The organism is Brachyspira hampsonii (assembly GCF_002214805.1).
Taxonomy (GTDB): Bacteria; Spirochaetota; Brachyspiria; order Brachyspirales; family Brachyspiraceae; genus Brachyspira; species Brachyspira hampsonii.
Window position 1 is genome coordinate 2,227,387 of sequence record NZ_CP019914.1, and the last position, 24,492, is coordinate 2,251,878.

The 24,492-nt window shown below is 25.1% G+C and carries 23 protein-coding genes and 1 pseudogene; 12 read left to right on the plus strand and 12 right to left on the minus strand.

Annotated features, from left to right (window positions below; genetic code table 11):
- Positions 1–79 precede the first annotated feature (79 nt).
- The 9 genes from BHAMNSH16_RS09755 (at position 80) to BHAMNSH16_RS09790 (ending at position 10,254) form a co-directional block, all read left to right on the plus strand.
- Entirely contained in the window at positions 80–514 is a 435-nt protein-coding gene (locus BHAMNSH16_RS09755) for a PTS sugar transporter subunit IIA (RefSeq protein ID WP_008729145.1), read from the plus strand.
- A 152-nt stretch (positions 515–666) separates the two neighbouring features.
- A complete protein-coding gene (locus BHAMNSH16_RS09760; protein WP_008729146.1) occupies positions 667–1,098 on the plus strand; it encodes a PTS sugar transporter subunit IIA in 432 nt (143 codons plus the stop codon).
- A 60-nt stretch (positions 1,099–1,158) separates the two neighbouring features.
- Entirely contained in the window at positions 1,159–1,875 is a 717-nt protein-coding gene (locus BHAMNSH16_RS09765) for a Cof-type HAD-IIB family hydrolase (protein ID WP_069731662.1), read from the plus strand.
- Between the two features lie 83 nt (positions 1,876–1,958).
- Positions 1,959–2,339, plus strand: coding sequence for a hypothetical protein (locus tag BHAMNSH16_RS14610; protein WP_241033599.1), 381 nt, complete (start codon positions 1,959–1,961; stop codon positions 2,337–2,339).
- Positions 2,340–2,470: 131 nt separating this feature from the next.
- Positions 2,471–2,968, plus strand: a complete 498-nt coding sequence (locus BHAMNSH16_RS14615; RefSeq protein ID WP_241033600.1) for a hypothetical protein — start codon at positions 2,471–2,473, stop codon at positions 2,966–2,968.
- Between the two features lie 38 nt (positions 2,969–3,006).
- Positions 3,007–5,751, plus strand: coding sequence for a type I restriction endonuclease subunit R (locus tag BHAMNSH16_RS09775; RefSeq protein WP_069731664.1), 2,745 nt, complete (start codon positions 3,007–3,009; stop codon positions 5,749–5,751).
- 24 nt (positions 5,752–5,775) lie between these two features.
- Positions 5,776–7,473 carry a hypothetical protein gene (locus tag BHAMNSH16_RS09780; RefSeq protein WP_069731665.1) on the plus strand — a complete coding sequence of 566 codons (1,698 nt, stop codon included), beginning with the start codon at positions 5,776–5,778 and terminating at the stop codon, positions 7,471–7,473.
- Positions 7,474–7,482: 9 nt separating this feature from the next.
- A complete protein-coding gene (locus BHAMNSH16_RS14315; protein ID WP_008731625.1) occupies positions 7,483–8,799 on the plus strand; it encodes a restriction endonuclease subunit S in 1,317 nt (438 codons plus the stop codon).
- Between the two features lie 12 nt (positions 8,800–8,811).
- Positions 8,812–10,254 carry a class I SAM-dependent DNA methyltransferase gene (locus BHAMNSH16_RS09790; RefSeq protein WP_008731624.1) on the plus strand — a complete coding sequence of 481 codons (1,443 nt, stop codon included), beginning with the start codon at positions 8,812–8,814 and terminating at the stop codon, positions 10,252–10,254.
- Here BHAMNSH16_RS09790 and BHAMNSH16_RS09795 read toward each other — a convergent pair.
- Both BHAMNSH16_RS09795 and BHAMNSH16_RS09800 read right to left on the minus strand, forming a co-directional pair.
- Entirely contained in the window at positions 10,251–10,985 is a 735-nt protein-coding gene (locus BHAMNSH16_RS09795; protein ID WP_008731623.1) for a double zinc ribbon domain-containing protein, read from the minus strand. The two genes, BHAMNSH16_RS09790 and BHAMNSH16_RS09795, sit on opposite strands and share 4 nt — an antisense overlap.
- Positions 10,986–11,777 carry a prohibitin family protein gene (locus tag BHAMNSH16_RS09800; protein ID WP_008731622.1) on the minus strand — a complete coding sequence of 264 codons (792 nt, stop codon included), beginning with the start codon at positions 11,775–11,777 and terminating at the stop codon, positions 10,986–10,988.
- A gap of 223 nt (positions 11,778–12,000) precedes the next feature.
- On the opposite strand from BHAMNSH16_RS09800, the gene BHAMNSH16_RS09805 reads away from it, so the two are divergent.
- Positions 12,001–12,936 carry an alpha/beta fold hydrolase gene (locus tag BHAMNSH16_RS09805; protein WP_008731621.1) on the plus strand — a complete coding sequence of 312 codons (936 nt, stop codon included), beginning with the start codon at positions 12,001–12,003 and terminating at the stop codon, positions 12,934–12,936.
- A gap of 243 nt (positions 12,937–13,179) precedes the next feature.
- Here the strand turns inward: BHAMNSH16_RS09805 and BHAMNSH16_RS09810 are convergent, their stop codons facing one another.
- The 8 genes from BHAMNSH16_RS09810 to BHAMNSH16_RS09840 all read right to left on the minus strand — a co-directional run bounded on the left by BHAMNSH16_RS09810 (position 13,180) and on the right by BHAMNSH16_RS09840 (position 18,991).
- Positions 13,180–13,668, minus strand: a complete 489-nt coding sequence (locus BHAMNSH16_RS09810) for an NUDIX domain-containing protein (RefSeq protein ID WP_008731620.1) — start codon at positions 13,666–13,668, stop codon at positions 13,180–13,182.
- Between the two features lie 15 nt (positions 13,669–13,683).
- Positions 13,684–15,063 carry a tRNA lysidine(34) synthetase TilS gene (tilS, locus tag BHAMNSH16_RS09815; RefSeq protein WP_069731666.1) on the minus strand — a complete coding sequence of 460 codons (1,380 nt, stop codon included), beginning with the start codon at positions 15,061–15,063 and terminating at the stop codon, positions 13,684–13,686.
- A gap of 15 nt (positions 15,064–15,078) precedes the next feature.
- Positions 15,079–15,984: a DUF1848 domain-containing protein gene (locus BHAMNSH16_RS09820; RefSeq protein ID WP_069731667.1), complete on the minus strand. Its 906-nt coding sequence runs from the start codon at positions 15,982–15,984 to the stop codon at positions 15,079–15,081.
- 12 nt (positions 15,985–15,996) lie between these two features.
- A complete protein-coding gene (locus tag BHAMNSH16_RS09825; RefSeq protein ID WP_039955007.1) occupies positions 15,997–16,620 on the minus strand; it encodes an MBL fold metallo-hydrolase in 624 nt (207 codons plus the stop codon).
- Between the two features lie 16 nt (positions 16,621–16,636).
- On the minus strand, positions 16,637–17,392 hold the full coding sequence (locus tag BHAMNSH16_RS09830; RefSeq protein ID WP_069731668.1) for a hypothetical protein: 756 nt from the start codon (positions 17,390–17,392) through the stop codon (positions 16,637–16,639).
- 54 nt (positions 17,393–17,446) lie between these two features.
- Complete coding sequence (locus tag BHAMNSH16_RS09835) at positions 17,447–17,830, minus strand: PepSY-like domain-containing protein (protein WP_069731669.1); 384 nt, start codon at positions 17,828–17,830, stop codon at positions 17,447–17,449.
- Positions 17,831–17,880: 50 nt separating this feature from the next.
- Positions 17,881–18,021: a hypothetical protein gene (locus tag BHAMNSH16_RS14320; protein ID WP_164071390.1), complete on the minus strand. Its 141-nt coding sequence runs from the start codon at positions 18,019–18,021 to the stop codon at positions 17,881–17,883.
- A gap of 520 nt (positions 18,022–18,541) precedes the next feature.
- Complete coding sequence (locus tag BHAMNSH16_RS09840; protein ID WP_083250052.1) at positions 18,542–18,991, minus strand: PepSY-like domain-containing protein; 450 nt, start codon at positions 18,989–18,991, stop codon at positions 18,542–18,544.
- Between the two features lie 169 nt (positions 18,992–19,160).
- Here BHAMNSH16_RS09840 and BHAMNSH16_RS09845 point away from each other — a divergent pair, with 169 nt between their 5' ends.
- Positions 19,161–20,513: an MATE family efflux transporter gene (locus tag BHAMNSH16_RS09845; protein ID WP_008731890.1), complete on the plus strand. Its 1,353-nt coding sequence runs from the start codon at positions 19,161–19,163 to the stop codon at positions 20,511–20,513.
- Positions 20,514–20,584: 71 nt separating this feature from the next.
- Here BHAMNSH16_RS09845 and BHAMNSH16_RS09850 read toward each other — a convergent pair whose 3' ends face one another.
- Both BHAMNSH16_RS09850 and BHAMNSH16_RS09855 read right to left on the minus strand, forming a co-directional pair.
- Positions 20,585–21,562, minus strand: a complete 978-nt coding sequence (locus BHAMNSH16_RS09850; RefSeq protein WP_069731670.1) for a cobalamin biosynthesis protein CobD/CbiB — start codon at positions 21,560–21,562, stop codon at positions 20,585–20,587.
- Positions 21,563–21,606: 44 nt separating this feature from the next.
- Entirely contained in the window at positions 21,607–22,191 is a 585-nt protein-coding gene (locus tag BHAMNSH16_RS09855) for a histidine phosphatase family protein (protein ID WP_069731671.1), read from the minus strand.
- Between the two features lie 551 nt (positions 22,192–22,742).
- Here BHAMNSH16_RS09855 and BHAMNSH16_RS14795 point away from each other — a divergent pair.
- A pseudogene (locus BHAMNSH16_RS14795) lies at positions 22,743–24,255 on the plus strand (aryl-sulfate sulfotransferase).
- The last annotated feature ends 237 nt before the right edge of the window (positions 24,256–24,492 follow it).

Below are 24,492 nucleotides of genomic sequence, written 5' to 3' on the forward strand. Positions count from 1 at the left end.
AAAAATAATAATTGACAAATAATAAAAATAAAAGTATAATTTTAAAATATATAAAAGTTTATTATTTGGAGAGTTTTTCATGTTAAAAGAACTTATAAAAAACAAAATAGATATAGTTGATAGTATTGATAATTGGGAAGATGCCGTAAAAAAAGGGGCTGAACTTCTTCTTGAAAATAAATGTATAGAACCTAGATATGTTGACTGCATTATAAATAATATAAAAGAAACAGGACCTTATATTGTTCTTGGAGACGGAATGGCTATGTCGCATGCCAGACCTGAGGACGGAGTTTTAAAAAATGGAATTACTCTTTTGAAAATTAAAAACGGAGTAGATTTTGATGAAAAGAATAAAGTATTTTTATTGTTTACATTGGCGGCAGAAAATAATGATAATCATCAGGGATTAATGGAAGAAATTGCTGATTTATTGAATGAAAGTGAAAAAATTAAAAGAATAATGTATGATGAATTAACTGATTTAGAAATCTATGATATTATTATACAGTGATTATTTGTCTTTTCTAATATAATTAAACAATATTAATTTATTTTAAAGAATTTTGTTGTAATCAGAATTTTTATAGATGTAATATTTATTATATTGTAATTTATAAATCCAAAAATTATTTTATTATAAAATAAATTAAGTTTGGAGTTTTTATGTTAAAAGAGCTTTTAAAAGGTAATATAAAAATAGTAGAAAATGTTTCAAATTGGGAAGAAGCTTTAAGAATAGGAGCAAAATCCTTAGTTGATAATAATAGTATAGAAGAAAAATATGTTCAGTCTATAATAGATGATGTATATAAATACGGACCTTATGTAGTACTTACTGACGGTGCGGCAATGCCTCACTCAAGACCTGAAAATGGCGTATTAAAAATGGGAATGAGTTTTCTAAAAGTGAAGAATGGAGTTGATTTTTATAAAACTGATAAAAAGGTATATTTATTCTTTATTTTAGCGGCAGAAAATTCTGATAAGCATCAGGAGGCTATATCTGAATTAGCTGAATTTTTATGTAATGATGAGAAATTGAAAAAAATGATAAAAGAAGACCTTACAGAAGAGGAGATTTTATCCTTTTTATAAAATTATTTTTTATTACTAAAAAATAAAATTTTCTAAAACACAAAATATTGGAGATAATTTTTGAGAAATATTCAGCTTATAGCTTCCGATTTGGACGGTACTTTATTAAATAATAATCATCAAATAAGTGAATATAATAAAAATGTTATAAAAGAAGCATCTAAAAAATGGATAAAAACAATATTATCAACCGGAAGACCTACCTCTGCTGCTCATAAATTTTTAGCAGAACTTAATATTGACACAGAACTTATATCATTCAATGGTGCTATGATTACTGATAAATATTATAATATTGTATATCAGCAGAACCTTGATAGCAATATAGGAAAAGAACTTATCAATATTGACAAAAAATATAATATTTATCATCAAGGTTTTTTAGCTGATAGATGGAATGTAGGATTTTTTGATAAAAAATGTATAGATTTTTATGTATCAATAGCTAAAATAGATAATTATACTATAGGTTTTGATGATATCACTGATTTTGCTTTCAGTAAATTTATGTTTATAGGTGAAAACGCTATATTAAAAATAATAGCAGAAGAATTGTATATTATCTTATCTTCTAATAAGTATAATATAAAACCTGATAATGTAATGGCCTTCGGTGATAATAATAATGATTTGGAAATGCTTGAATTTGCCGGTATTTCTGTTGCTTTAGAAAATGCTGAAGATACAGTAAAATCAAAGGCTTTATATATCACTAAAAGCAATGAAGAAGATGGGGTAGGTATATTCATTAATAAAATGCTTAATTTAAATATGTAATTCTCATTTTTTTATAATAAAAACTTCTTTGACAAATTTGCTTTTTACTGATATAGTTTTTTGAGTTAGTTAGGAGTATAATTATGCAGATATTTCAAGAAAAATTATTAAAAGTTTTGGAAATGTATCAAAATGATTTTGATAATATAGTTGGCAGCTTTTTTGAAGATAAAGAGAAATATATTAATTTAATAAGTAAATATTCATGCGAAATGGAAGATAATGTTGATAAAAATTATTTATTAAGGGCAAGACTTTCATTTTCAATTATATATTATAAAAATGTTCAGGCTTTGAATAAGGAAGCTTTGAAAAATATAGTCATTTATTTATTTAATGAAGAATTAAAAGATAGAGAGACTTCAAAGTATAAAGGTGTTGGAATAGCATTAGAATCTTTAACATTTCTTCTAAGTAAATACAATAGAGATAATAAAGATTTATTTGAAAAGGCAAAAAAATAAATAATGATTGTGCTATTGGGTATGATAAAGAGATAAGGTTTGAAGATGATATAGAGAAATTAAATATAGAATACTGCATACATTATGCTTTAGAATTGGGTTTTAAGGATTTATATTATGAATTAATAGATATGTGGAAAAACAGCATAAAGGTATGGGATAGAATTAACTTAGAGAAATTAAGAGATTTTGAAATAGAAATAGGAAATAAAGAGGGGGAGCTTGAGGCTAATAAAAAATTATATGATATTAACAAAGATAATTATAATAAAAATAAGCAAAATCAAATGCTTGTAAAAAAACATTTATTTTATTTAATATCTTATTTAAGTATTTATTTAGAAAATTTGATAAGGCTTTCAAAATATGAAGAGGCCTCTAAAGTGATTATTTCTAATATTGATGAGGTAAAGAGTTTTGATTCTAATAGCAATGCTTCTATCGTTATAGCAGACAGCATATTAAAAGTTATTATGGCAGGATATGATAAAGAAGTATTATGGGGATTTATAAAAACTTCTTTTAATAATGAATATTATTATAAAACATTACATGATAATTTTATAAAATGTGCTGAATATATGAATGATTTAGAGATGAAAGAGAAAGTTTTAAAAGAGATTAAATAATATTTCTATTATTATTTAAATATTATATAATTAATATTATGAAACCAGAAGAAAGAGCAAGAGAAGAAATAGATAAACTGCTAATCAATGCAGGTTGGGAAGTTGTTAATAAAGATGAATTTGATATAACATCAGATAAAGGCATTGCATTAAGAGAGATTGTAATGTCAGATAATGGAAGAGCTGATTATATACTTATATATAGAGGCAAGGCATTGGGTGTTATAGAAGCTAAAAAATACGGAACTTCTTTAAGTATTGTAGAAGAGCAGTCTAAAAGATATTCTAATAAATTACCTAGTTATATAAAATCATATTCTGAAGAACTTCATTTTATATATGAAAGCAATGGCAAAGAAATATATTTTAGAGATACAAGGGATATAGATTATCGTTCAAGAAAAGTATTTGCATTTCATAAAGCAGAAACATTATTAAAATATATAAAAGACGATTCTACTTTAAGAAACAAATTAAAAAATAATATGCCTATATTAGAGATTGGAGATTTGAGAGAATGCCAATTTAATGCAATAAGCAGTATAGAAAAGTCATTAAGTGAGAATAATACTAGAACATTAATACAAATGGCAACTGGTGCTGGTAAAACTATAATGGCTATTAATTTATTTTATAGGCTTATTAAATATGCTAATGCTAAAAGAATTTTATTTTTGGTAGATAGAAATAATTTAGGCGAACAGACAAAAAAGGAGTTTAATAATTTTTCTATTAACAATAGAAAGTTTGTAGAAGATTACGGGGTATTACATTTAGATAACAATGTTTTAGATGATAATTCTAGTGCTAAAATAGTAATAACAACAATACAAAGACTTTATTCTATTTTAAGAAATGAAGAAGAATATGATATTGCAAATGAAGATAAATCATCTTTTGAAAATGCGGATAATAATAATATAATACATGAAATTACTTATAATCCTAATTTTCCTATAGAGCTTTTTGATTTTATAGTAGTAGATGAATGTCATAGAAGTATATACGGGGAATGGCAGAGGGTTTTAAATTATTTTGATGCTTTTGTTATAGGACTTACTGCCACACCTTCAAAAAATACTATAGCCTATTTTAATGGTAATTTAGTTTATGAATATCCGCTTGAACGCTCTATAATTGACGGTATAAATGTAGGTGAAAGAGTATTTAGAATAAAAACTCAGATAGGAGAACATGGAGCTTCACTTAAAGAAAAAACTTATGTTCCTATTGTAGAAAAGAAAACAAGAAGAGAAATATACGAAACCCTTGAAGAGGATATTATTTATGAGAAAAAAGATTTAGACAGAAAAGTAGTATCAGTTAATCAGATAAGAACAGTACTTGAAGCCTATAAAAAATCCTTATTTACTCAGCTTTATCCAGACAGAGAAGCAACTTTTGTACCTAAAACTTTAATATTTGCTAAAGATGATAATCATGCAGAAAATATAGTAAGAATTGCAAGGGAAGTATTTAATAAAGGAAATGAGTTTTGTAAAAAAATAACTTATTCTTCAGATAATCCTCAGGGTTTGATAAAAGATTTTAAAAGTGAGCCTAATTTTAGAATAGCAGTAAGTGTAGATATGATAGCTACAGGAACGGATATAAAACCTTTGGAAGTATTGATATTTATGAGAAATGTTTCTTCTTCTGTGTATTATGAGCAGATGAAAGGACGCGGAGTAAGAACTATAGATAATGAAACTTTGAAAACAGCTACGCCCAATGCTAAAAGTAAAGATTTTTATTATTTAATAGATGCTATAGGAGTAACAGAAACAGAAAAAACACTTTCTCAGCCTTTGGAGAGAAAAAGCAGTTTAAGTACAGAACAAATTATAGAAATGGTTAAATACGGCGGTAATGTAGAAGAAGATGTTTTAACTACATTAGTATCAAGAATGACAGTTCTTCAAAATAAAATAAAAGAAAGCGAATATAAAACATTAAAAGAACTTGCAGGCGGAAAAACTTTGCATGAAATATGCAGCGATATTTATAATAGCGTTGATGCTGATATTATAAAAGATAAAACAGAAGAAGAGATTTCTGATATGCGTTATGAGGCATTAAAGCCTTTTTATAAGCCAGATTTTAGAAATGAATTGATAAAAGCATTTAAAAATAGCTATCTTATAATTGATAATATAAATTCAGATGAAGTAATCTTTACAGATTTTTCTTTAGAGAATGCCAATAAAATAGTAAAGAGTTTTAAAGATTTTATAGAGAGCAATAAGGACAGCATAGAAGCATTAAAAATAATATATTCAAGCGATGACAGAGCCTTAACTTATGAAATATTAAAAGATTTGAAAGAAAAACTTATTGATAATATGCCTCCTTTAAAAACTTCTATGGTATGGGAGTCATATTATATACTTGATAAAAAAAGAGTAAAAATCAAAAAGCCAGAGGATATAATAACGAATTTAATTCAGTTAGTTCGTTTTGTGATAGGCAAATATGATGAATTAGAAGATTTTAGTATAGCAGCAAATAGAAGATTTGAATTATGGAAAGGCAGACAGAAAAAAAATTATAATATAGAGTTCAGCGAAGAAGAGAATATTTTATTAAATATATTAAAAAATTATATTATAAGCAACGGCTATATATCGGATAAAAAAGAGATACATGAAGCATTGCGAGATGAGAACCATAGCTATAAGGAGGCTAAAGTTTTATTTGAAAAACTTTACTCTTCTAAACGCATAAGTTTGGAAGAAGTAGTATCAGATTTATCACTTAATTTGATATCCTCTAAACTATCTTAAATAATTGGTTATTAAGGGTTAAAAATGTCAAATAAAAATAATAACAATCAAAATAGTTTTTCAATAAATACTATAAGTATTATATATATAGCGGTTTGCTTGGTATTTTTGATAGTATTTATATTTTTTTATAAACTTTATGTTGATAAAAATAATATGCTAATTGAAAAAAATATTGAGAGTTTTAATCAGTTAAATGAAACGAATTTAAATAATTTTTATAATTCATTAAACAGTATTACCAATATAAACGATGATAGAATAGAAGAAATAATATCTAAATCATTAGAAGCAAATACATATTTGTTAAAAGACAGTTTAAAATATAGTTATGATTTTGGCATTAATAGCGTAAGTTTTTGGCTTGCTTTTTTATCATTTATTATGATAATTTTTACTATATTAGGTATATATGCAAATAATAAAATACTAGAATCAAATCAAAGACAATCAGAAATACATATAGAAAAAATAAAGATTAACTCACAAAAAATATTGAATAAAATGAAAAAACAATTATTAGATGAAAATAAAAAGTTTATTAAAGAAGTGCATAAAGATTTTGAAAATATAAGAGAAGAAACAATTAATGAGGCAAATAATATAAAATTAGAAATAAATACCATTAAAGAAGATACAATAAAAAGTAAAGAAGAAATAGAAAATATAGAAGTAAAATCTAAAGAAATTCTTTCAAATATAGAAAAAGAGGGAGAAAAAACATTAGAAGATATAAGAAAACAGCAGCAAATATTAATATTATTTTACAGGGCATTCAATGAAAAAAACAATAATAATTATTATGAAGCTATTAAACTTTATTCTGAAGTATTAAAAATTGATGATAAACATATTTCATCTTTATGTAATAGAGCTAATTTATATGCAAAAAAATATAGTTCATTTAAAAAAGAAGAAGATTATATTTTAGCTTTGAATGATTATAATAAAGCATACGAAATAAATAATAAAGATCTTTTAACTATTTATAATAGAGGAATTTTATACTGTGATAAATATATAAATACAATGAATGAAGAATATTATAATTTATCTTTAGATGATTATAATAAAGTGCTTGAAATAGATAATAAACATTATAATACTTTGTGTTATAGAGGAATTTTATATTCAAAAAAATATTCATATAGTCAAGATGAAAAATATTTTGATTTATCTTTAAATGATTTTAATAAAGTACTTGAAATAGATAATGAAAATATTAATGCTTTAACTAATATAGGTATTTTATATTCTTATAAATATATAAATACTAATGAAGAGAATTATTATAATTTATCTTTAGAATATTATAATAAGGCATTAGAAATAGATGATGATAATACAAATGTTTTATTAAATATTGGGGTATTATATACTAATAGATATTATAGTACAGGATTTGAAGAATGCTATCTATTGGCTTTAGATTATTTTAGTAAAGTATTAGCATTTGATAGTAAACATGTTTATAGTTTATATAATATGGGTGTTTTATATTCTTATAAATATGTAAATACTAATGAAGAAAAATATTTTAATTTATCTTTAGAATATTTTAATAAAATACTAAAAATAGATAATTGTAATATGAATTCTTTAAATAGAATTTTATTTATTTATTTAAAAAAATATGAAAAAAATAAAGATGAAGAAAGTTTAAAAAAGTATAATGAATATTTGGATAAGATAAAAAAATTAAATGATAAACATTTTATATAAGGACAAATAATGAGCAGAAAGAAGTCGGTCAAAAAAAAATCTGAAATGGAAATAGTAGAAGAATCATCGATAAACGCAGATGAAATCCCTTTCAAAATCCCAGATAATTGGAAATGGATAAAATTAGGTAATATATTAAAAATAGCTCGTGGCGGATCTCCTAGACCAATAAAAAAATATTTAACTGATTCTGAAGATGGTATAAATTGGATAAAAATTAGTGATGCAGATAAAAATGGTAAATACATAAATTATACTAAAGAGAAAATAATTAAAGAAGGTATTTCAAGAAGTAGATTTGTACATTGCGGTGATTTTTTATTGACAAATTCTATGAGTTTTGGAAGGCCGTATATATTAAATACTGATGGTTGTATACACGATGGTTGGTTAGTATTAAGTAAATATGATTTATGTTATAATAAAGATTTTCTTTTTTATCTTTTGTCATCACAATTTGCATATCGACAATTTTCTAGTATGGCTACGGGTTCTGTTGTAAAAAATCTTAGTACTGATAAAGTAGAAAATTCAATTTTTCCTCTACCGCCGCTAGAAGAACAGAAACTCATAGTAGAAAAAATCGAGAGCGAATTCCAGAAAATAGACGAGGCTTTGACTAAATTAAATATCATAAAAGAGCAAATCAAACAGTATAAGCAGTCGGTTTTGAAATACGCATTTGATGAGAATAACAGCTTCGCTAAAGGCAGTAATTACGAACCTTATGAGTGGGAAAAAAAAATTTTAAATGATGTAACTATAAAAATTAATGATGGAACACATAAAACTCCAACTTATACTAAAAATGGAATTCCTTTCATTTCCGTAAAGGATATTTATAATAAAGAAATACATTTTGATGATTGCAAATATATTTCTGAAGAAGAACATAATATTTTATATAAAAGGTGTAATCCTGAAAAAGGAGATGTTTTAATTACTAAAAGTGGGACTATAGGAAGAACTGCTGTAATAAATATAGATACTATTTTTAGTTTGTTTGTAAGTGTTGCTCTATTAAAACCAAATACTAATATAATCAATTCTTATTATTTAATGTATTCGCTTGATAATTATATATTGAATATTGATATAAAACAAAATGTAAAGGGGGGAGTTATAAAAAATTTACATATAGAAGATTTAAAGATGATAAAAATAAAATTACCTAGTATAGAATTGCAAAAAAATATAGCCGATAATATACAAAATATTTTTGAGAAAATAGACAATATACAAAATAATATTAATCAAAATATTGATAAGCTAAATATTCTTAAGCAGGCTATTTTGAAAAAGGCTTTTGAGGGAAAATTAATTTAAAAAGGATTTACTATGAATGAAAGCAGTTTAGTTACTAAAGTATGGAATTTTGCTGAGGTTTTAAGACAAAGCGGTATGGCTTATACCGATTATGTTTCGCAGCTTACTTATATGATTTTTCTCAAAATGGATTATCAGAATTTTGAAGAGGGTTATGAAGAGTCTATTATACCTGATAAATATAGATGGGATAAATTAGCCTCAAAAGAGGGCGAGGAATTAGAAAAACATTATTCGGATACTTTAGAAAATCTTTCAAGGCAAAAGGGGATACTTGGAGTAATATTTTCAAAGGCTCAAAATAAGATTGATACTCCTGTGCATATTAAAAAAATGGTAAGCCTTATAGATGGTATTGATTGGATATCATTGAGTATTGATATTAAGGGGGCTATATATGAGGGGCTTTTGGAAAGAAATGCTACTGAATCTAAAGCGGGGGCTGGGCAGTATTTTACGCCTAGACCTTTGATTAAAGCTATTGTTGAAGTGATGAGACCTGATATAGATATGAATATTATGGATCCTGCTTGCGGTACGGGCGGATTTTTGCTTGAGGCTTATGATTATATAAAAAAGCATATAGGAAAAGATAAAGACAAAATGAAAAAATTAAAAGAAGATACATTGTTTGGAATAGATATTACTCATATTGTTGTGAGTTTATGTGCTATGAATTTGTATTTGCATGGACTTGGCGGAGCTGATGGAAATACAACTGTAAAACAAGGGGATTCTTTAGCTAAAAAAACAGATACGGTATATAAAATGGTTCTTACTAATCCACCTTTTGGTAAAAAAAGTGCTTTTAAAATTTTTAATGATGATGGGGAAATTTCTACAGAAAAAGAAGATTATTACAGAGATGATTTCACTGTAACTACATCGAATAAACAAATAAATTTTCTGCAGCATATAATGAGTATTTTAGCTATAAATGGTAAAGCTGCTGTTGTACTTCCTGATAATGTTTTATTTGAGGGCGGGGCTGGTGAAAAGGTTAGAAGAAAATTATTAAACAACTGTAATTTGCATACTATATTAAGACTTCCTACGGGTATTTTTTATGCTCAAGGGGTTAAGGCTAATGTTTTATTTTTTGATAAAGTTACTCCTATTGAAAATACTGTGGCAACTAAAGATATTTGGATTTATGATTTTAGAACCAATATTAATTTTACTTTGGTTACCAATCCTTTAACTTTTGGAGATTTAGAAGATTTTATTAAATGCTATAATGCTGATGATATTAGAAAAAGAAAAGAAAATGAAAGATTCAAAAAATTTACTTATGATGAAATAATAAAAAGAGATAAAGTGAATTTGGATATTTTTTGGATAAAAGATGAAACTTTAGAGGATTTAGATAATTTACCAGAACCTGATGAACTATTAAAAACTATTAAAAAGAATTTTAAAGATACTATGAATATTATTGATAGTATAGATATTTAAGCACGGGCTACTGTAAGCACGCCTATCTTATTTATGCATTCTAATTTTTTAATCTCTTTGGAAATTTCATTTAAAGTGCTTCCCGTGGTAAGTACATCATCTATTATAAGAAGATTTATTTTGTTTGAAGAATTATAATCACTATTAATAGTAAAGGCATTTTTTATCATGTTTATTCTTTCGGTTTTGCTGTTTAATGAACTTAATGCTTTTGTTTCTTTTTTACGCATTATGATATTTTCTAATAATTTTATATTAAGAATTTTTGATATTCTTTTAGCAATAATTTCGCTTTGATTATATCCTCTTTCTAATAATCTTTTCTTACCTAAAGGAACAAAAGCTATAGCATCATATTTTGTTATATAATTTTTATAATAATAACTTAGCATAGAGGCAAAATCATTGCATATTAAATATCTATGAGAAAACTTCATTTTATGAATTAAATATTTAGTATAGTTTTCATAATAAAGCATAGATTTGCATTCATCAAAATATAATTTTTCATCTTCGCATACACATTTTATATTTTTACTTTCTAAAACTTTTCCGCATTTATGACATCGTATATATTCATCTTTATGTATATATTCAAGTTTTTTATTAATACAATCTATGCATATATAATTCATCTTTTCACTTTGCATCAAATTACCGCATATAATACAATGATTTGGAAACAGTAAATATGATGCATTGTGAAAGAAATTTTTTATAAAATTAAGCATTTATTTTACTTGTATCATAGGAGTAACACCAGAGCCTGATACTTGAGGCATTTTACCGTCCCATTTTTCTATATACATTCTTTGAATAAGAAGAGGTGTTAAAGATTCCTGCATGATCCTATTAGCCTCAGAAATACCTTTAGCTTTAGTAATTTCAGCTTCAGCTTCATATCTCACTTTTTCCAAAGCATTTTGAGCAGTTAAAGCATCTTGTGAAGCTATTAATTTTCTTTCTATTGCTTGATCAAATTCATCAGAGAAATCATGCTCTATAATGGAACAAGCAGCAACTGTTATACCGTAATTGTCAAAATCTGCCATAACTTCTTTTAAAAGCTCGCCTGCCATTTCATTTCTTTTTGTTATAAACTCTTCTATAGTATATCTTGCAGAAACAGCATTAAGACTTTCTGATATTCTAGGATTAATTAATTTATTTTTATAATCAGTACCGAATTTTCTAAACAAGTCCAAAGCATCTCCTGTTATAGAATACTGAACATTTAAAGTCATAGATATTGTCTGCATATCTTTTGATGATACAGAATAAGTTTTTTCTACAGTCTGTTCTCTTACTTCCATAGTTTTTATTGTATCTATAAAAGGAATTCTAAAATGAAGACCTGGTTCTTCTTCTGATATTGCTTTTCCTAATCTGCTTCTTATTCCAACTTCTCCTGTTGAAACTATGGTAACGCTTGAAAATATTAAAAACCCTACTATTAATACAACAGGTAAAACTATAAAAAGCACAGAATGCAATTTGTTTGAACTAATATCGATAATTCTCATAAACCTCTCCTTAAAAATAATGAATATATTAAAATATAAATAATTTTTTTGCAAGTATGTCCTATTGGGGTATGCTTCATTATATTAAAATATGTAAAAATTAATTGCATTAAAAAAAAAATGCTATATAATTTATCCTATTATTTATAACGATAGCCTCATTAATTATGTTAAGTTAAATAATTTTCTAACAACAGCAATTTTTTATTATCGGAGTCTTTTTATGGAAATGCTTAATAGAGTTTTAATATCAGATGACGGGCATAGAATGTATACTTATATATTTATACCAGATTGCAAACCTAAAGCTATAGTTCAGATTGTTCATGGATTAGGGGAGCATGCAGGAAGATATAAGGATTTTGCTGAGAAATTAAATAAGGCTGGATTTTTAGTTTGTGCTGATGATCATAGAGGTTTTGGAAGAAGCACTGTAAGTAAAGATCAGATAGGACATATTGCTGATAAAAACGGACATGAACTTATTATAGAAGATATGAAGCATTTGATGGTAAATACTAAAGCTGATTATCCGAATCTGCCTTATTTCATGATGGGGCATAGTATGGGTTCTTTTCTTACTAGATGTTTTTTGATTAAATATCATAAAGATTTAAACGGGGCTATAATAATGGGGACTAGAGGAAAACCTAAAGGAATAGAAAATTTAGGAAAGACTATAGCTAATATTCAGAAATCTTTATTTGGAGGAAGAAAAAGAGCTTATTTACTTGATAAATTATCAGTAGGAGGATACGGTAAAAAATTCTTTCCTAAGGAGAATTCTAGTTTTGCATGGCTCACTTCAGACAAAGAAGAAATTAAAAAGGCTCAGGAAGATGAATATTTTGCAAATAAGCCTGCAAGTATAGAGACATATATACAGATGTTTGAGCTTATTGATAAAATTTCAAATGAGGATAATTATTCTTCTATGGATAAAAATTTTCCTATACTTTTAATATCTGGAGAGAAAGATCCTGTAGGCGATATGGGAAAAGGTGTAAAATGGGTTTATGACATGTACAAATCATTAGGATTTAATGATGTTACTATAAGTCTTTATAAAGACGGAAGACATGAAATACTTAATGATGTTCAGAGAGACGATGTTGCAAAAGAAATAATAGAGTGGATTAATATTCATATAGGCAAATAATTATTTTTTACGCACGGTAAGTTTACTTATATAAGTATAAAAATTATTTTTGCAGTAAATATTTTTTATTCATTTATAAATTAAACGTGGTTTTACAAAGTTCTGTAATCTAAAAAAATTTTGGGCGGGCATGTTTTTTCTTTTTAGGCAATAAAGAAAAAATAATCTAATAATTTATATTTAGTTATAAAACTAATAGGGCGGGGATTCAGTATAGATTAAAAATATAAAAAATTATATAATCTAATCATAATAAGCATAAGAACCTCTTTCCCTTGATGCATCATAATCTTCTTTAATACTCATGGCATATTTATTTTTAGAGTTAATAAATTTTAAACATGATTTTATTGCTTCTTTTGTAAGAGGAGGCACATCTTTTCTATTAAGAGCCTCTTCTATATCAAGCCAAATAACTTCGCTATTTTCGGAGTCATTAACTTTAGCTTCCCCTGAAATATATTCCGCCATGAATATCAAATACCAATCATTAGCAGTAAAACGCATAGATACTATTTCTTTTGCAATTACTTTTACATTAGTCTCTTCTAATACTTCTCTTTGAGCTGCTTCTGCAGGCAGTTCTCCTTCATTAATAAATCCGCCCGGTATTATGAGAAGACCATTTCCTCTGCCGTAATTATGTCTTCCTAAAAGAACTTTACCTTCTTTTATTACAACACAGCCTACACCTTTTCCAAATATCATTTTTTCATTATCTGAAAATGCCATTTCTAATTATCCCTTTTAATTTTCTGATTTTTTAATATCGCAATCATTATTAAAGCTGATTTTTAATATGTATTCATCTTCTTTACTTACAGCTTCTTCATTTGATATTCTATTTAATCCGTAAGGCTCTAAATATAAAGCCAGAATATTGTTATCATCTTCTGAAGTTATTATTGGTATTGTATCTCTTTTATATGAAGATATTTTTAAGTCTATAAAAATCTTTCTTAAATATTTTTTTTGATTATTAGGATATGCATATATAAAATCCCCATCTTTTCTGCTTCTTATTATAATTGGGTACTTAGCTTTTATATACAGAGCTTCTTTATAATTAATATCTTTATTTAAAACTGTTTCTGTTTTTATTGTTTTATTGCAGAAAATATATAAGCCGTCTTTTTCTATTTTTATAAAATTATTTGTTTTGATATCATCAAGTTTTTTTTCTATAGATTTTATATTTATGAAGTTATATTCTTTTATAATATAAAAATTATCAAGTCTTAATTTAATATTAGGCTTATCAGATTTTATTATATTTAGTATTTCTATAACTCTTTTTTCTGTTATTTCTATATTATTTTTTGCTAAAAGTTTTATTATGATTTTTTTTATAAAAAGACTTTTTATATTTTTTATTTTTTCTATATTAAGTTTTTTATTTTTTTCGTATATATTTTTTTTGTATAATTTACTAATTTTTTTTCTTAGTATATAAGTTTCTTCATAGCTTCTTTTGGCAAATCTTATGATATTGTTCTTAGCATTTGTATTTATCTCTTCAAGCATTGGTATGATTAAATTTCTTATTTTATTTCTAGCATAATAATTTTTTTTATTTGAAACATCTTCTCTATGTTCAAGATTATTATTTAACGCATACTCTTCAATATCTTTTCTGTAAAAGTTCAAAATAGGTCTTAAAATATATCCTTTTTTTTCTCTAAGGCTTTTATAAACATTAGTTCCAGCCCCCTTAATCATTCTGTAAATTATAGTTTCAGCTAAATCATCTTTATTGTGAGCTATTAAAAGATAATCATATATTTTTTTATTATAAAGCTCTTCAAAAAAAGCGTATCTGTCATTTCTAGCTTCAAGCTGAATATTTTTTCCATTATAGCTGTTAGGAGGTATTTCTTTAACATATATCTCTATATTATATTTTTTAGCCATTTCGCGGGCAAATAATTCATCATTAGTAGAATCTTCCCCTCTAAGATTATAATTAACATGTATTATTACTAAATTAAATGATAACTTTTCTTTTAATCTGTATGCGATATTTAGCATAACCTGAGAATCAATACCTCCTGAATATGCTGCTGCTAATGTTTTATTTTTTATATCATCTATATTTGAAAGTAAAAATTCTGAGGTTTCTTTTATCATAAGATTATCCATAATTTATAATTTAAATACTTTACTCTTTTCATTAACAATTATTTTTCTTTCTTTTATATTTATATTATCATTTAAATATTTATCTGATAATATTTTACTATTTGCATCATAATCTTCTAATATATTTTTTGAATTGGCATAACAATATATACAGCCGTTAGTACATGTATTATACATTCCTATATCAATACTTTCTATACAATTGCATAATTTTCTTTGAGATTTGTCTTTTTTTTCTTTTATAGAATAGCCCAATATTTTTTGTATTCTTTCTTTATCTATGCATGATGATTTTTCTATTGTTATATTGGAATTATCAAAATCTTGAGAGCAGGATTTTAATTTTATATTATTTTTTTCAGATATATTTTTCATATTTTCTACTAATAAAACTTTATTATCATTGTTTATATTTTTAATACTCTTTTTTATTTTTGAATATATTTCAACAAAGCTGAATATGCATTCATCTGTATAATCATTTAAACTATAAGCAAAGTTTTTGAAATGATTTATATGATAATTAATATCAAAATCATCATTTAAAATAATAGGATCATATCTCCAAACTATTTTTTCTTTTCCGAATGACTTACTTATATCTTGAAATTTTTTTATTAAGATATCTTTATCAGGAATATTTTTTTCTATATTTTTATTGTATGGTGTAATAGTAAAATGCAGATAAAACTCATAACCTAAATCTTTTACTTTATTCAAAAACTCTATATCAGGATTTTTTGACCAAAATACTATTATATCAACCATATTTTCATTTAATGGTATTTTATAAAAATTATTTTTGCTTATAGGGTTTTGAGTGATTATATATCCTTCTTTTAATCTATTTATAAACCATTTAGTATGCAGTGATGGTATATCAGTTCTTCTGCTTGCACTTATTATCATTTTGTATTGAGATTAAAATACACCCATTCTTTTTCTTTGGGATAATTTTATGCCATAAGCGTCATGACCTGGATATAATAAAGTGTCATCATCTAATGCAAATACTTTTTGAGATATGCTTTCTTCTAATGTAGGAAAATCTCCTGTAGGAAAATCTGTCCTTCCTATTCCGTAAGCAAATATAGTATCTCCGCAGAACAAGTGTCCTTTAGTATAATAGCATACTCCTCCTCTTGTATGACCCGGTGTATGTATAACTTTGAACTCTATATCTTTTAATTTGAAAGTATCGCCTTCATTAAATTGTATTTCTGGGCTTTGGCATTTAATTACACTTCCTAAATATGAGCTTACATTTAAACTTCCGTCCTGAAAAAAATCATAATCAAGTGTATGCACGCAATGAGGAGCATCTGGAAACTCTCTTCTTATATCATCTGCTCCTGATATATGATCAAAATGACCATGCGTATATATTACTTTTACTAGTTTTTTTCCTTCCAATATCTTTTTATAAATGTCATAGTTATTTAATTGTGCTGCATCTATAATCATAGCTTCATCTTCAGCTACTGCTACATAAGAATTCATACCATACATATTTGTGTTTATGCAGTATATTTTTAATTCACTCATTATTATTTCTCCTATTTTATTTTTTTTCTGTTTCCACAAGATAAATATCCATAGTATCCAGCATTCCTGTCATAGTATTGTATTTTATTATTTTTCTAGTTTTATCATTTTTTTCAATGTATGCGGCTATTTTTGGGAAAAATATTGAAAAAGGTATTCCTTCTAGTTTTATTTCCATTTCATAGCATTCTTTTTCTTCATTATTTATTTTAATTTTTTTTAAGCCATTATTGAGTATCGATACTTTTAATTTACTATCTTTAGAAGCTGTAGGCATAACAATATTCATTTGATTTGTAGAGTCTATTGGGAAAGCTCTTGATATTTGATATACTCCATACATAGAAAATACAGCCAAATCTCCGTTTGCATTTGTATAGTTTACTTTGTCTCTTATATCGAATGTATGCTCCATATTTCCGAAATCATAATAATCTATTGTTTTGTTATAAACAGTTCTCATATTTTCTAAATCTATAATAGAATACATTTCAGACTTTCTTATATTAGTCATCATGTTTTCTTCTAGTAGAAAAGGATCTTTTAATTTGTTTGTAACAAAGCCTTTGATATAAGTTTCTTTAATATTCCAATAGCCTTTACTGTCAACAGAAGTTTCTGTATACACTATAAGAGCATTACTCTTTTTGCTGGATATTCCTTTATGTACAAAGTATTCTTGTTTCTGAAAGGAAGGTATATTAGTATAAGAGTAATACTGTGCAAATAAAAATGAATTTAATATAAAAATTATTATTAATATGTTTTTCATATCAATATAATAAACCTTAAAAATACAAATTTCAATACAAATTAATAATATTTTTTATACATTTCTAGTCTTTAAAATATTGCCTGCATTATCTATTATAATAATATTATTGTTGATTTCTATTTCATATTTATTTTTTCTTTTTATTATTCTGTATATATTAAAATTTGTATATTTATCTTTTATAGTATTAATTACTTCTTTTTCTATGATATTATTTTCAGCAAATTTTTCTATTATAGGAAATGCTATCTCATTACCGTTTCCTATAATAGAAGTCCATTCACCTCTTGAAGTAAAGTTTACAGAGCTTCCGCCTTTAAATACAACACTGTATGATGAATTAAATGTTGCCTTAAATACATAATAATCATAAAAATATTTTTCTATAAAGTTTTTTGCTTTTTCTGGAAGTTTTTGATAGGGTATAATATCCATAATTGTTACTAGTAATTTTTAATTTTATATAACTATCTCAAATACTTTGCTTATTGATTTTCACTTTTTTCTTTTTCTATCATATCTTCTAAATATGCCTTTAAGAAAATATAATTATGGGCATCATCAAGATTTTGATTATTTTCAATTTTTTTATTTAGAAATTCAACTAATTCTTCTTTTGTTTTCATATTAATATCCTTTAAATAGATTATGTATTTTAATTTTTAAATTATAGTAGTTTTAAACCTTATAATATTATTTTTAGTATGTCAATAGATAAATTGTGTATTTAGTTTATTAAACTGTTTAGATATTGAAAGACTAAATTGTATAAAAATAATTCTAAAAGCACCTATAAAACCATATTTTAACATTTTTTTCATTATTTAACATAAGTTATTGAGTTTCATTCATACTGTAATTAAAAAGTTAATTTTATTTTTATAATTGTATTTTATACCACGCGTTAAACTTGCTTAAAAAATAAAATTATTTTTTATTACAGTGTCTAGCATAATTTGAAATTCCTTTTACCGCGTGCTGTTATAGCAGCAAATTTAAAAAACACTTGGGTGGGCGTGCTTTTTCTTTGTAATCTTTAAAGAAAAGTAAAGTATTTATAACTAAGCGGCATTTTAATATTTAAAGGGCGGGGATTTGAAATAAATTTATAAAATTTAATAAATGAAAATATATTAATTTATTATTTTAAGCTTTTTTTATTTTTATGATATTTCCTTCATAATCTATATAAATATATTCTTTATCATCTACTTTAAACTCATAACCTTTGCTTCTTTTGTATATATTATTTATGCTTGTATATTTCTTTTTTATTATATTCATGATTTTATCATCAATAAACTTTTCAGCTGTACTTATTTGTATTATTTTTCTGTTTCCTATTATAGAAGTCCATTCACCTCTTATATTAAAATTTATTGATGAACCGCCTTTAAAAATGACAATATAATGTGAAGAAACTGCTGCACTATAGACTTCATATTCATTGAAATATTTATTTACAAACTCTTGAATATTTAAAGGTAAAGATGTGTAGGGAATGAAATTTATATTTCTATCACCATCAAAAAATAAAAATGAAGAAGATATCATATATATAAAAAGTATAAAAATATAAAATACATTTCTTTGCATAAAAATATATCCTTAAATTTATAGTTAATGATACAGTAAAATATAAATATTTCAATACTAAATAAAAAAGTAAATTTTCGTACTTTTTCTATTGACAAATAAATAAACATGTATATAATACTTAATTACTAATAGTACGAAATAAGACTTTTTTTAAAAGGAGTTTATCATGATTAATATTACACAAAATACTAAAAACATGGAAAAATCTTTTTTTAAGTATGTTATGCCTGCAATAGTTTCAACTATGCTTGGAGGACTTTATACAGTTGTAGATGGTTTCTTTGTAGGAAATTCTATGGGGGATAATGGGCTTACTGCTATTAATTTAGTTTATCCTATAGGTACTTTAATTGCTGCATGTGCTGTCATGCTTGGTATGGGAGGCTCTGTCATAATGTCTACATATCTTGGAGGAGGCAATATAAAAGAATTTAATAAATCTAAATCAAATACTTTTATTACTTTAATACTTGCATGTATTATATTAACTACTATTTTGATTTTATTAAAAAATAAATTAATATATCTTCTAGGTGCTAGGGATAATATATTTAAACTTGCCGATGAATATATTACGGTGATAATATTAGGAGGCAGTTTTCAGATAATATCATACGGAAGCATGCCTATAATAAGAAATTTAGGTAAAACCATTCATGCTATGGCATTTATGGGTGCAGGTCTTATAACAAACATTATACTTGACTATTTATTTTTAATGGTTTTTAAATGGGGAATGTTTGGGGCAGCACTTGCTACAATAATAGCGGAATGTATTGTTGCCTTAATATCTCTATATTATCTATTTATAAGAAAAAAATATAGAGTTAAACTATCAGATTTTGACTTATCAATGGTAAAAAGAGCCGTTCAAATAGGACTTTCTCCTTTTGGTTTGGTTATGGCACCCTCTTTGATAGTAATATTTAATAATTGGCAGTGTATAAAGTACGGAGGATATACAGCAGCTTCTGCATATTCGGTAATAAACTATATATACGGATCTGTTATATATTTGTTTGAAGGTATTGCAGAGGGCTGTCAGCCTATGATAAGCTATTTTAAAGGTGCTCAAAGAAACGATCTTATGAAAAAAGTATTTAAAAAAGGAGTATTATTTGCTTTGATACTTGCTTCAATTATTTTAAGTGTAATTTTAATATTTAAAAATGATTTTGGTATTTTATTCGGTGCTTCTATAGATACTAATGATATTATAAGCAGAGGATTAATTTTAATATCTGTTTCATTTATACTTCAGCCTATAGTAAGATTAGGAACAGCTTATTTTTATTCTTCAGGTGAAAGCAGATATTCGGCACTTTTGACTTATATAGACCCTTTATTTGTAAGCCCTTTATGTATATTAGTACTTCCGTTATTTTTTAATCTTAATGGAGTATGGCTAGCTTTACCTTTTTCGCAGATTATACTAATAGCATTGTTTATATTTATTTTTTATTATACAAATATAAAAGATAAAGATTTTATAAAAAATACAGTATATCAAAATGAATAGTTATAGGATAAATTAAATATATAGGATTTAAATAATATAAAGATTAATTATTATTTAAAGCCTATGTATTTTTAAAAAATTACTGAAGATATAAGCATTGATATAAGTTTTATTATTATTAAAATAGCCAAAGAAAATATTGCAGAAGTTAATATTAGTTTATTGGCTTTTTCTATATGTTCAGAATTTAAATCTTCTAAGTATTCTCCAACTAGTGGTCTGTCATATATTTCACCGTCTTTTATATATTCTCCTCCAAGTTCTATATTGAGTGCTCCTGCAACACTTGCTTCCAATCTTGCTTTATTATTTTTCCCGTCTCTTTTTAATGCCGTAAATGCATTTTTATATTCATATCTGAAGAATATAGATGTAATAATATTAATTAAAGATGTAAAGAATGAAGGTATTATATTTAATATATAGCATAATTTGATATTAAATATTCCGAATATATCATTACTTTTATTTTCATCTATGTATATAGTATCAGAAGAACTTTCAGAAAGTACATATATGACTTTATAGGCTATACAAAGAGGGGCACCTCCCAATAACAAAAATATAGCCGGATATATATAATCTTCTGAAATACTTATTATAGTATATTCTATAGTATTTTTTACTACTTGTTCTTCTTCTATATCTTCAGTATCAATTTCTGCATTTTCTTTTAAAAGTGATTTTGCCTTTTTTAAATCATTTGTAGTCAAGCTATGATATATATATGAGCTTATTTCTAAAGGTTTTCTAATTCCCAATGTCATATAACATAGAGCAAGCTCAATTATCAGACCTAGTATGAAATGCACTTTATATAAAAGCATTAAAAGAAAGAAAGGAATTAAAAAAGATATAGCTATGAGTATTAAAGAAGATAGTATTCCTACTGTATATGTCAATATTTTATTTTCAGGATTTCCTTTTTTTCTAAATAAATCTTCTGATATAAAATGAAGTCTTGATATAAAAACAAAAGGATCAAATTTTACATTTTTGATAAATATATTTAAAAGAAAAGATATAGGCAGTATTAATAATATTCTCATGTTGCTTATTCCAATAAAAGTTATTACTAATAATCATCGTAAAATTATAACTTTTCTATAATACTTATATTATTTTTCTCATCTATTTCTGTATAATATCCGCATCCATTTTGTAAAAGATAATCATAAAATCCCAATTTCTGCTTATCAAATCTGCTGAATATAGACATAATAACTCCTCCATGACTGACTATAGCAGTATAATCTAAATTATTTTTTTTCATATCTTCTATAATATAGAGATATGCTTTTTCTGTTCTGCTAAAGAAATTTTCGGAAGTTTCTCCATTAGGTACATTGCTTTTCCAATTAGTTCTAAAAAACTCTTTATAATAAGGATTATTTTTTAATTCATCATGATTTTTTCCTTCAAAATCTCCGAAACTTCTTTCTCTTAAATCATTCAAAACCTCTTTTTGCATATCACTAAAGTATATATCAGCGGTTTCTAAGCATCTTTTTAATGGACTGCAATACAATTTCTCTACAGGTTTATAATTATCTATTATTTTTTTTCTATCATTTAAAGCTTTTTTTCCATCTTCGCATAATGGAGCATCTGTAGATCCCAGCCATCTTCCTTCAGCATTTAATTGAGTTTGCCCATGTCGTATAAATAGTATTTTCATAATGATAACTCCTAGCTTTAAAATAATTTTCCATAAATTTTTAACATTAATATTGACATTATAATAGCAGTTTATTTTTTTTCAATAATATTATTTTTGTAATAGTAAATTTATGTAAAAATATTATGTAATTATATAAACATTATTGACAAATAAAGCAATAGATTATAGAATAGGTAAAATATCTAATTTTGGCTTAATTTATGACAACACAACACAACACAACACAACACAACACAACACAACACAACACAACACAACACAACACAACACAACACAACACAACACAACACAACACAACACAACACAACACAACACAACACAACACAACACAACACAACACAACACAACACAACACAACACAACACAACACAACACAACACAACACAACACAACACAACACTAATATTTCTATTTTTTAATAAAATCAATCTTTATTTTTTAGCTATAAAAACATATTCCCATAATATTATCTTCATCAATATAAAAAAACACTATTTATTAATATCTTGTATGAAAAATAATTAATATAAATATTTTAGGAGAATTATATGAAAAAACTATTATTTATTATTTTATTGATTATAAGTTTATTTATTTTATCTTGTAAAGATAAAATAACAAATCCTTTTAATAATTCAATTGGAATAACTGTTAATCCTTATGGTGTGACACCGTTATCAGCAGTTTATACTACTGAAACAGTTAATACTACTCCTGTAACAGTAAAAGTAAAAGGCTTGTATGGAGAACCTGATATAATACATACTTACCCTGCAGGTTACGGCAGAGAGTTTGAAATACATGGTATGTTTCCAGAATCTATGAATACTATTGAAATTAATGATAGCGGAAGAATTATAACTAAAAATGTTTATGTAGGATCTTTACCAGATGGAATACAAAAAAAATATGATGTTGAGATTAATAATTTACCGGAAGAAAAATATCCTAATAATCCAAATTTATATTTTGTTAGTAGTATTTCTTATAGTGGTTGGTATTTGAAAGGTACATTAGGTATATCTGATAATGGATATATAAGGTATATCAACACAATTACTTCATACTTTTCAAAAGTATATATAAAATAATAAAAAAATATCATTTTTTGATAATCAGAATGGAGGAGATCCAAACGCTGGATTATACGGTTTACTATGTAATAGAATTATAAAATATCCAACTTCATCTCATCATGATGTTATAAAAGTTAATAATAATTATATTTATTTATCCGATTCAACTTGGGGATCAGAGGATAAATTAGTAGAAATGAATAGTTCGGGTTCTAAAGTAAGAGAATTAAGTTTTGGAAAATTAATACAAAATGCATTAGACTTAAAAACATATCCTAATGATGCAAATATATTCAATCAAATAGTATTTGGGGAAGATGTAAATAATATATATAATGTAAGCGGGCAGCAAAAATCTATAGATTGGTTTCATGCTAATTCATTAGTTTATGATTCTTCTACTGATATTCTTTATGTGTCTTCAAGACATAGAGGAGTATTGGCAATAGATTATAGTGAATGGAAATTAATATGGTGGATGGCTGATGAAACATTAGCTACAGTTGGGTTACCATATAATACATATTTTAAAGATTTAAAATCCCTAGATGCTTATAGGGTAAAAGATGATGGAATGAATGATGGACCTAAAAATCAGCATGCTTTATTTTTACTTGCTAATGGTAATTTAGGTATGTTTGATAATCAGGGAGATGAAGTAACTAATCCTAATGGTTCGAGATATGTAGAATACAAAATAACAGGTACACATGGTAATTATACCGCTCAAAAAGTTTATGAGTATAGAGATACTTCTTTATATTCTAGAACTATGTCAGATGTAGATTTTACAGGAGAAAATTATCAGAATTTATTAATTACATATGCCAATATTGGAACGATTATTGAAGTAGGAAAAAATACTAAAAATGTTTTATTTAGATTAGGTTTACCTTTTCAAACATATAGAGCAGATAAGATGCCTTTATATTATGATGAAGGAAGAGTTTATTCAGAGGACTGTAACTTGAAAAATCCTAATTAATTTAATTATTAATTATAATTTTATAAAATGAAATTGAGGCTTGATTACATTAATGTAGTTGAGCCTTTTTTATTTTTATGATCTATTATTAATTGTATAATTAATTTTCTAATAATATATTTATATTTCATATTTAAATAAAATGTAAGTCTATATCATATTAAAATAAAATTTTATATAGGTCTGGTATGTATGAAAAATACTGTAAAAATCAATTGACAATTTATCGAATTTGAG